Source organism: Polaromonas sp. P1_G4 (assembly GCF_056405475.1).
Genome location: NZ_JBFUCA010000160.1, coordinates 1 through 8,127, shown reverse-complemented (window position 1 = coordinate 8,127; position 8,127 = coordinate 1). Strand labels below are relative to the sequence as shown.

Genomic DNA, 8,127 nt, shown 5'->3' with positions numbered 1-8,127 from the left:
GGATGGATACGGATCACGGCGGAGACGCAATCAATCCTGCAGAAAACGCTTTTATCGAACTCGCCCGCATTGCCTGGCGGACGACGGATGCCAAGGGCCGGCGGCTGCTGATGCAGCTTGCGAAGCGGGGCTTTGGTGGGCAGACTGGAGATGATCTCTCTCTCATGGCCAAGCCCGGTGACAAATGACGAATTTCTGCCGGACCAGATACTGAGGGGTGAGGACTGCAACAACACCGGCGGAACCTCATCTCCGCAAAATCTGCATTAACCGCTCAAAGCCTCGATTTGCAGGTACTTATTTCCTCATTCCAGATCGCAGTCCAGACGGCACAGCGCCGGTGCCATCAAAGAACGCCCCCGCGTTTCCCGTTGGAGCGGCTTTTGATGGCGCGCTTGATGCACTTCAGCAAGCGCTGCTCATCCAGCGGCTTTTCAAGCCACTCCGAGACGCCGAGCGACTGGTTTTCGGCATGCTGCCGGGCCTCTGCAGCGATAACCGACAAGACCAGCACCGGTAGCGTGGCGGTGCGCTTGTTGGCGCGCAGCTCACGAACAACGGTGAGGCCGTTTTCATAAGGCAGCTTGATATCCATCGTCATGGCGGCATACGTCTCCATCTTGAGGTAGTCGCGTGCCTGGTCCGCGGTATGCGCCATGTCCGCGTCGTACCCGCCCTTGTCCATGATCATGCCGATAAGCTTGGCGACATCCGGGTCGTCCTCGCACACCAGCACGCGGGGACGTGCATACAGCCCCACCGGTGCGGTGACAGGGGGTGCTTCGCGCCATTCGGGCAAATCAAAGTAAAACGTGGTTCCCGCATTGCTCTCGGTCGTGAAACCGATGTTGCCTTCCATGCGCTCAAGAATGGCTTTGGAAATGCTCAGGCCAAGTCCGGTCCCGCCTTTCTGGCGGGTGTCGGAGGAGTCGGCCTGCGAGAACTTCTGGAAAATGCGCTGCCGGAATTCGTCGGGAATCCCGGGGCCCTTATCGGAGATCTCCACCCGGGCGCGACGGCCACGCTTGCGCACAGTCACATCGACCGTCCCCTCCGGAGGAGAAAACTTGATGGCATTGGACAACAGGTTGGTCACCACCTGGATCAACCGGTCGCTGTCAACACAGACCTGCAGGGAATTTTCGGCTTTATGCAGGGCCAGCTTGACGCCATGCTGGGCGGCAAAGCCCTCGTTGTCTGCCAGGGCCCGCTCCAGCAATGGCTCAAGCTCCTGCGCCTGCAGCTCGAAACGCATCTTCCCTGATTCGATTTTCTCGCTGTCGAGAATGTCATTGATCAGCCGGATCAGCCGCTCGCAATTGCTTTGGGCAATACCTACGAGGTTTTTGGCTTTTTCCGGAATTTCGCCGGCCACACCGCCCCATACCAGTCCCAATGACCCGCGTATTGACGTCAGCGGCGTGCGCAGCTCATGGCTGACGGTTGAAACAAATTCGGTTTTCATGCGGTCGATACGCTTGAGCTCGGTGACGTCCGTTCCCAGCGATGAAAACCCGATAACCATGTCCTGCTCGTCCCCTTCACCATATCTGGGAAAGTAGTTCATGACGTACTCGCGGCGGTCGCCGCCGGCTGTCACATACTCGAACTCATGACGCACCGAGTAACCGGAAAGTGCTTCGCGTACATGCACCCTGACCTGGTCATACAGCTCAGCCCCCAGCACTTCCTGCATCGGCCGGTTCTCGATTTGTTCGGCTTTCAACCCAAACGCTTCTTCGTAGGCGCGGTTATGGAATTGAAAGCGCTGCTCTCCGTCGATATAGGCAATCAGGGCCGGAACGGTATCGGTCAGCTGGCGTAATTGCTCCTCGCTGTTGCGAAGGGCTTCAGTGATGCGCACGCTCTCGGAGATGTCATGAATGATGGCCGTGAAAAGCCGCTTTCCGCTCACATTGACATCGCCAAAGGACACATTGACGGGGAATTCGGTCCCGTCGTGGCGCTGGCCCAGGATCTTCACGTCCCACTCCCGGAAGCCGCGCTGGCGGCCGCCCAGCCCGGAGAAAAAGGCAYTGAACCCCATGCGGTACCGCGTTGGCAGCAGCATGGTGACTTCCTGGCCAACCAGGTCTTCGAGCCGGTAACCAAAAAGATGACGCGCTGCGCTGTTCGCGTGGACGATCAAGCCTTCCCCCGTCGCCGTGACCAGCCCTTCGGCCATGCTCTCGGTCACGGCCCGGCTCATGGCTTCGCTGTCCAAAAGCTGCGTCTCAGCACGGCGGCGCTTTTCCTGCGTCCGGAGAATCCTCTGGATCGCCCAGCCAAATATGCTGAGCGACAGCAGTCCGCCCATAAGGATCAGCTGCTTGACGGTTTGGGCGGTCTGGCGGGTTTCGGCCTTGGTGCGTTCAAGGGCTGATTCTTCACCCCCCTTGATACGGCCAACCAGGATCTCGATTTCATCATGGAGCTGGCGGTTCAGGGGGCCACCCACGAGGGCTATAGCGGCTTCCAGGCCGGATTGCTGGCGTGCCGTGACGGTCTGTTCCATCACGCCGACCGTTCGCGTGATCGCATCTTTCAGTGCAAGCCAATCTGCAGTGGAGGTCACAACATCCTGGCTGGTCCGCATGCTTTCGAGCGCCTGCTGGATCTGTGCAAGGGACTGCCGGTAGTCAGCCAGGTCGCTGGAGGCATTGGTCAGCAAATAACGCCGCTGCAGGGATTCCGTCGCCTTGAATCCAGAAACCACGCGCTGGAGAACGAGCGCCTTTTCCCGCGCTTCGCTTTCACTCTGCGCATCGCTGATCAGCGAATTGATGGTGACATAGGATGCCGCAATACTCAGGGCGATCAGCACCATTCCGGCACACAGGGCCACGTTGGTGCTTGAGCGAAAGGGCATTTTCATGGCGCTTGGAGCTTCTTCAGGCCTGTTCGCCGCAAAGGCGCGCTATTGGGTGCCCAGCACGGTACGGACTGCCTGAATCAGTGATTCCGTCTCTACAGGCTTGGTGACATACCCGTCGGCACCACCCGCCAGGCCCTTCAGCACGGACTCCCGCGTTGCCTTGGCGGTCAGCATGATGACCGGAACGTCCTTGAGCACGGGATGGGAGCGAATCCGCAGCAGGATGTCGAAGCCGTCCGCATCCGGAAGCATCACGTCCAGAAGCACCAGATCGGGAATCGGCTGCTTGCGAAATTCCGCCACGATTTCGGCACGGGAACCGGCCGTGCGAACGTCGAACCCCTCGAACGTCAGATAACTTTGCAGGAATTTGGCGAGGTGCTCCTCGTCGTCCACGATAACGACTGACAGGCGCTCGCCAGCTGCGCGGGCACGGGGTGCTCCGCGTTTGCGCGCAATACGCACATAGTAATTGGACTTCTTGAGCGTGGCCGCACAGGAGTCGGCTTCCGCGCCCGCCGCTGTCAGGGCCAACGGGCTGAGGTGGAGTTGAAGCGAGGCCGCAAACGGATCGGGCTGAACCATTTCCACAAGCCCCTTGGCATAGAGCAGATCGAGCGTGCCGTCTACTGTGGCACTGCCTGCTTCACCCATGCTCTGCCGGATCTGCGCAACCGTCAGAATGCCATCAAGGCGCACCAGCAATTCAATCTCAGGCTGCGAAATCGAAGTGGCGGCACTGCGCAGTTCCTGTTGACCTTTGGGTGTAACCGCATATACGTTGTTTGGATGCACTGTGGATGTCCTTTCGCGGGTAACGGGTAACAGTCGTGGCATGAGCCTGAATGCATTCTGATTCTAGTGGCTTGCGATGTAAGGAAACGATACACCTGCAGGCCCGGCCCCTCATGGATCGCTCGCTAAGGGCCTGTGGGGGCCGGATCCGTCGGTGGTAACCCTGACTGCAGCGCGGCAATCAGCTCGCCCAGGGATAACTCCAGTTTCCCCAACAATTCATCCAGACTTTTGCGCGGCAGGCCCTCATTGATGGCCTGCTCAAGCGCAGCCGCATCCGCCGGCACGCTAATGGCGCCGATCTGGGCCGAAACGCCCCGCAGGGAATGGCTGAGCAGTTCGGCATTCTTCAGGTCGCCCGCATCCAGCGCTTCGCGAATGTGCCGGGGAGTATCCCGTCGGCCGTCGAGGTAGCGGCGCAGCATCGACAGGTAGAACCCCTTCATCCCCATTGCGCGGGTCAGGCCGACGCTGAGATCCAGGCCGGCAATGCTCTCAGGCAACGTGGCGTCTGCGGCATCCGCCATGGGAATTCCCGTACCCGGCGTTTTGACGGTATCCCGCGGCGGCGGCTGCAACGTTGGCGGGGTCGCTGTCGCAACAGCCTGCGGCAAGCGCGCCGGTTTCAGCACAGCATAAACCGGAATGGGCTCCGCAAATCCCTTGGCCGTGACGGCAGGCCGCGCTTCGGCCTGGATTTCCGCCTGGACCAGTGCATGGGTTTCACGGGAGATCAGCATCTGGCCGGGCTCTGCGGCCTGCTCAAGCCGCGCGGCAAGGTTCACCTCCCGGCCAATGATGGTGTAGTCCATGCGCAGCTTGCTGCCGAAATTTCCGACATCGCAAAACCCGGAATGAATGCCGATGCGTATTTCAAACGCCTTGTCGATGCCCATCGTTTTCCACCGCACCTGGAGCTCGTCAAGCCGCACCAGCATGGCCACCGCCATCCGGACGCACTGCACGGCATCCTGCTGCCGGCCAAGGGTGTGCGGGTCCCCGAAAAAAATCACGATGGCATCGCCAATGAATTTGTCCAGCGTGGCGCCATAGTCGGCCGCGATTTGCGACATCTCTTCAAAATAGCTGTTCAGCAGGAACGTAACTTCTTCGGGCTGCCATTTACCGGTCGATTCGGTGAAGTTCTTGATGTCCGAAAAAAACACCGTAAGCCATTTGCGCTGCGTCTCGATTTCGGCCTGGCGCGACCCGTCAAAGAGGGACTGGTAGACCTGCGGTGCCAGGTAACGCGACAGTTGTTCTGACAGGGTCTTCAGGCGCTTGGCATTCGCGCTGCGTTCAAGATGCATCCTGACGCGCGCCAACAGGATGGGCGGGCTGACGGGCTTGGTGATGTAGTCGGTGGCCCCCAGGTCCAGCCCATATTGCTCCTCCTCCACGCTGGCAAGCGCCGTCAGGAAGATCACCGGGATATCAGCCGTGCGCGGATCGCCTGCCAGTTGCCGCATCACCTCGTAGCCGTCCATGCCGGGCATCATCACATCCAGCAGGATGATCTCTGGGCGTACCCCCGAAATTGCCGCCTGCAGGCCCTCCTCGCCCGACGCAGCGGCAGTCACCTCATACCGGTCCTGCAGCAGCGTCGCGAGGAAATAACGTATGTCCTCGGTATCGTCCACCACCAGGATGCGGGCCCTCCGCGCGGAGGGCGCCTCACCAACCAGCGGCTTCACAGGTTCAGTCATGATGCGGCTCTTCCATGAATGCCGGGCCAGTTGCGGCCCTACCGGTTTTCGGGCAGAGAGATATGGGAGACAGGGGTCTGCATCGTTGCAGTCTGCCTTATTTCACCAGCTCCACCCGCATGGCGTCAATCACCGCCCKGTAGTCGGGTTTCCCGAAAATCGCACTGCCCGCGACAAAGGTATCGGCACCGGCCGATGCCACGCGCGCGATATTGTCGGTCTTGATGCCCCCATCGACTTCCAGGCGAATGTCTTTTCCCGAAGCGTCAATGCGTTTTCTCGCATCTTCTATTTTGCGCAGCGCGGAGTCAATAAAGCTTTGTCCGCCAAAGCCGGGATTGACGCTCATGATCAGGATGAGATCAATATCCTCAATCACCCAGTCCAGCACATCCAGCGGAGAAGCCGGATTGAACACCAGCCCCGCCTTGCAGCCTTTTGCCTTGATGGCCTGCACGCTGCGGTGCACGTGGCCCGACGCCTCGGGATGAAAACTGATGAAGTCGGCGCCTGCATCGGCAAAGGCTGCAGCCAGCGCATCGACGGGCTGCACCATCAGGTGCACATCCACCGGCACGGCCGTGCCATCGGCTTTTTTTGCATGGGGCTTGAGCGCCTGGCAAATCATCGGTCCAAACGTCAGGTTGGGCACATAGTGGTTGTCCATAACGTCGAAGTGGATCCAGTCGGCTCCCGCGGCAATCACGGCCTTGATCTCGTCACCCAGGCGGGCGAAGTCGGCGGACAAAATGGAGGGGGCGATCCGGTAGGTGGGCGGCGTGTTTTTAGGCATGGCAGGGATTGTCGCAGCAAGCCGCCGCCGCGTCATGCCCGCACGCATGACAGGCTCCCTGGCAGGCGGTTAACATGGGCGCCAACCGTTTACCTGCCATGCMCAAATACCAGTTCTCCTGCGAAGTCGTTCCGCAATACCAGCCTGACCAGTCGGCCCCGGAAGACCACATCTACGGGTTTTCCTACACCGTCACGGTGACCAACACCGGGGACGTGACCGCCCAGCTGATTTCCCGCCACTGGATCATCAGCGACGCCAACGGTCACAACGAGGAGGTCAAAGGGCTTGGCGTTGTGGGCCACCAGCCGCTGCTCAAGCCGGGTGAGTCCTTCCAGTACACCAGCGGATCACGCCTGCGCACGCCCACCGGCACCATGCACGGCAGCTATTTTTGTGTGGCCGAAGATGGCGAACGTTTTGACGTACCCATTGCCATGTTCGTTCTGGAAGCACACAACGGCAGCGCCCCGCACGGCCGGGTGCTGCACTGAACGGATGGGTTTGACCGGCTGATGAAGGATCTTGCTTCCCTCCTGAAGGCGCTCGACCCCGACGCCGACCTGGCCCAGCGCCATGTCTGGCTGATCAAGCTTTTCGAGTGGATTCGCGGCGACCAGACTTCCGTGCCTGCGGCCGTGTCACGGGTACAGGCGTTGATGGACGCCGTGGAGATGCAGCCCGAAGTGCGCACACGGCTGCAAGCCTGGTGGCAAACGCTGATGCAGACCGTTGACATCACCACCTTGCTGGCCGACTTCGGCTTTGCTCCGCGCACGGCGTTTGTCAGCGAGCTGGCCGAACGCCTGCGTCGCAAGCTGCTTCCCGGAACACCCGAAACCACCGATGCTTCGGAGCTTTTCCCGCTGGTCGCTCCCACGCGCTTCGATGCCCAGTGGATGGGCGCACTGGAAGATGCCCAGATCAGCCGCCTGACGCAGCTGCTGTCGGCCAGCCCAAAGCTGGATGCACTGCACTGGCAATACAGCCTGATGGACGCCCTGACGTATTGCACTGCGCAGATTCGCGCCACCGGTTTTGCGCCGGAGCTGCGGCTGCGCATGAACCGCGCCACGCCACACGCCCGGGCCTTCCATGCCCTGCCCGCTGATATTGACGAGCTGCGCAACGCGTTCTTCAAGCCTGACCGGAACGAAGCCCAGCTGCAATCCGCCATCGCACAGTACCGTGAGCGACTGGACGCCTGCCGCCAGGCCGTCAACAGCATTTACGTGCACCTTGAAGACCACGGCATCTCCGTCGGCATGGTGTTTCGCCTGCGCCAGTTACGCGAACGCATCCTGCGCGTGCGCGAACTGCTGGACGCCCTGCTTTCGGCCAAACCCGGCATGGCTGCGCTGAAACTGCTGACGCGCCGCGTCATCACGGCGCAGGAGAGCAAAAGCATAGGCGCGCTGATCAGCGCCAACTCCACGCTGCTGTCGGCCAAGATGGCTGAGCGCAGCGCAGAGACCGGGGAAACCTACATCACCCGTACCCGCGAGGAATACCGCGAAATGCTGGGCAAGGCCATGGGCGGCGGAGCGATCACCGCTTTCACCACGCTCCTGAAATTCATGGTCGTCGCCGTTGGTCTTTCTGCCTTCTGGGGCGGCTTCTGGTCCAGCGTCGTCTATGCCGGCAGCTTTGTTGTCATCCAGCTGCTGCATTTCACATTGGCCACCAAACAGCCTGCCATGACCGCACCGGCGATGGCGGCCAAGCTCAAGGACATCGGTTCGGTCGATACGACCGGCCCCATTGAAGCGTTTGTCGACGAGGTGACACACCTGGTGCGTTCRCAAGTTGCGGCGGTGTGCGGCAATGTATTCATGGTCGTTCCGGCCGTGCTGCTCGTCAACACGCTGATCCAGGTCGTTCTGGGCCGGCCCATGATCAGCGTCGCCGACGCGCACCACGTGCTGGAAACCCTCACCGTGATGGGCCCCGCCCTGCTG

6 protein-coding genes and 1 pseudogene are annotated in these 8,127 nt (G+C 60.7%); 3 read left to right on the top strand and 4 right to left on the bottom strand.

Going from position 1 to position 8,127, the window contains the following annotated elements; translation table 11 throughout:
- Positions 1–188, top strand: a pseudogene (locus AC1D1X_RS10155) (hypothetical protein); the annotation flags it as partial.
- Positions 189–346: 158 nt separating this feature from the next.
- Here the strand turns inward: AC1D1X_RS10155 and AC1D1X_RS10150 are convergent.
- The 4 genes from AC1D1X_RS10150 to rpe all read right to left on the bottom strand — a co-directional run bounded on the left by AC1D1X_RS10150 (position 347) and on the right by rpe (position 6,169).
- Positions 347–2,875 carry a PAS domain S-box protein gene (locus AC1D1X_RS10150; protein WP_477698225.1) on the bottom strand — a complete coding sequence of 843 codons (2,529 nt, stop codon included), beginning with the start codon at positions 2,873–2,875 and terminating at the stop codon, positions 347–349.
- A gap of 42 nt (positions 2,876–2,917) precedes the next feature.
- The gene (locus tag AC1D1X_RS10145; RefSeq protein WP_477670718.1) at positions 2,918–3,670 is read right to left on the bottom strand and encodes a response regulator; all 753 of its coding nucleotides are present in this window, start codon (positions 3,668–3,670) and stop codon (positions 2,918–2,920) included.
- A gap of 125 nt (positions 3,671–3,795) precedes the next feature.
- Positions 3,796–5,376 (bottom strand): adenylate/guanylate cyclase domain-containing protein, encoded by a 1,581-nt coding sequence (locus AC1D1X_RS10140; protein ID WP_477670717.1) that lies wholly within the window; start codon positions 5,374–5,376, stop codon positions 3,796–3,798.
- 97 nt (positions 5,377–5,473) lie between these two features.
- Positions 5,474–6,169, bottom strand: a complete 696-nt coding sequence (gene rpe / locus AC1D1X_RS10135; RefSeq protein WP_457282302.1) for a ribulose-phosphate 3-epimerase — start codon at positions 6,167–6,169, stop codon at positions 5,474–5,476.
- A 98-nt stretch (positions 6,170–6,267) separates the two neighbouring features.
- Between rpe and apaG the strand changes: the two genes are divergently transcribed.
- Positions 6,268–6,663, top strand: coding sequence for a Co2+/Mg2+ efflux protein ApaG (apaG, locus tag AC1D1X_RS10130; protein ID WP_477698226.1), 396 nt, complete (start codon positions 6,268–6,270; stop codon positions 6,661–6,663).
- Positions 6,664–6,684: 21 nt separating this feature from the next.
- Positions 6,685–8,127: site-specific recombinase (locus AC1D1X_RS10125; protein WP_477698224.1), on the top strand; the 1,443-nt coding region annotated here is incomplete at its 3' end.